The organism is Burkholderia sp. E168m23 (assembly GCF_016586125.1).
GTDB classification, from domain to species: Bacteria; Pseudomonadota; Gammaproteobacteria; order Burkholderiales; family Burkholderiaceae; genus Burkholderia; species Burkholderia orbicola.
The window spans coordinates 1-1854 of sequence record NZ_BCPP01001173.1; the positions used below are offsets into that span (position 1 = coordinate 1).

Here is a 1854-nt window from a genome sequence, read left to right on the forward strand (position 1 = left end):
ATCGCGATCAGCAGCAGCGCATGAACGCGCGTGTAGATCACGCACAGCGTCGACGCCACCGCGATCGCGCGGGCGGCCCAGCCGCCGTCGAGCGCCTGCAGCAGCACCCACACCGACGCGAGGATCATGCCGGCCGCGACCGGGCGCAGGCCGGCTTCGAGCGCGATTTGCCAGCGTGCGCCCCGGTGCCGCCGCCATAGATGCGCGACCCCATAGATCAGGAACGCGGTCGGGCCGAACAACGCGAGTGTCGCGATCACCGCGCCCCAGAAACCGGCCACCTGCCAGCCGATCAGCGTCGCCAGCAGCGAGCCGGGGCCCGGCGCCATCCGCGCGATCGCGAAGTCGTTCACGAATTGCGTGGCGCTCATCCAGTGATGGACGTCGACGACCTGCCGCTGGATATCCGCGATGACCGCCTGCCCGCCGCCGATCGTCGCGATCGACAGCGGCGCGAACACACCGAACAGCGCTGCGTAACGTGCGGACGCGTTCATCGTGCGTCGCTCCCGGCCGGCGCGGCGGCCGCACGGCGGTATTCGAGCGCGACGCTCAGCGCGCCGCCGATCAGCACGGTCCATACGAGCGGCCAGTGCAGCACCGCGACGGACACGAAGGTGAGCGTCATCACCGCGAACGGCAGCGCGCGGCGCGGCAGCCGGCGTACCGCCGTGATCGCCATCGAGATCGACAGCCCGATCGCCGCGGCCGCCGCACCGGCGAGCGCGACATGCGTGAGCGGGAAGCGCGTGAGGGTCGAGAACGCGACGCCGAACAGCACGATCAGCACGGCCGGCGGCGCGATGATGCCGGTGAAGCCGGCCACCGCGCCGCGCCATCCGGCGAGCCGGTAGCCGATCCAGATCGCGAGGTTCTTCACGTTGACGCCCGGCAACGCCTGCGACAGCGCGAGGCCGTTGAGGAACGCCTCTTCGTCGAGCCAGCGCCGCTCGTGGACGAAGTCGCGCATCATCCGCCCGCTGAGCCCGCCGCCGAAGCTGGTCAGGCCGATCTGCGCGAACGCGATGAACAGCGCGAGGATGCCGGGCGGCGGAGCGTCGCCGGCGGGCGGTACCTGAGGCGTCGTGGTGGAGGGCGGGGGCATCGGGCGGGTAGCACGTGGCGATCGGGCGATCGCCCATGTTAGCAAGCGGTGCCTGTCAGCACGCTGACATGGATTCGGCACGGGCGCGGTGCCGCCCGCAACCGATTCGGCGCATGCGAGCGCCCCGCACGCTACGCGCGCACCACCGTCACGCCCGCGGCCTCGATCGGCTTCGTCAGCGCGGCGTCGGTTTCCTTCTCGACGACGATCGTCTGCGCCAGCGTGAGGTCGCCGATCACGAATTGCGATGCCGCACGCAGTTTCGACTGCGACGCGAGCACGACCGTCTCGGCCGCGCGTTCGGCCAGCGCGCGCTTGATCGCCGCTTCCTCGAAATCGCCGGTGCTCAGGCCGGCTACCGGATGGACGCCCGTGACGCCCATGAAGTACAGGTCTGCATGAATGCGCGCGATGCCTTCCATTGCCGCGGCGCCGACCGCGACGATCGAATGCTTGTAGAGCCGCCCGCCGATCAGGATCACGTCGATCGACGGATGGGCGGCCAGCGCGACCGCGACGCTCGGGCTGTGCGTGACGATCGTCGCGCGCAGGTCGGCCGGCAACTGGCCGACGAGCAGCGCGGAGGTCGTGCCGCCGTCGACGATCGCCACCTGCCCAGGCGCGATCATCTGCGCGGCCCGCCGCGCGATGCGTCGCTTCTCCGTGGTTTCGAGCGCCTCGCGCTGCGCGAACGGCGCGATGGCCGGCGACGCCGGCAGCGCGCCGCCATGCACGCGCTGCAGCAGCCC

Annotated in this window: 3 protein-coding genes; all 3 read right to left on the minus strand. The window is 71.3% G+C overall.

The features are described from left to right. Window positions 1–497: chromate transporter (locus tag JMF90_RS35320; protein WP_201326186.1), on the minus strand; the 497-nt coding region annotated here is incomplete at its 3' end. Beyond that, window positions 494–1105: a chromate transporter gene (locus JMF90_RS35325; protein ID WP_012328068.1), complete on the minus strand. Its 612-nt coding sequence runs from the start codon at window positions 1103–1105 to the stop codon at window positions 494–496. The genes JMF90_RS35320 and JMF90_RS35325, both read right to left, overlap by 4 nt. 131 nt (window positions 1106–1236) lie before the next feature. After that, a partial coding sequence (locus JMF90_RS35330; protein ID WP_201326187.1) for a DeoR/GlpR family DNA-binding transcription regulator occupies window positions 1237–1854 on the minus strand: 618 nt, incomplete at its 5' end.

What these genes read in the sequence shown, in the direction of transcription:
- JMF90_RS35325 (WP_012328068.1), bottom strand. Translation starts at nt 1,105, where the DNA reads ATGCCCCCGCCCTCCACCACGACGCCTCAGGTACCGCCCGCCGGCGAC.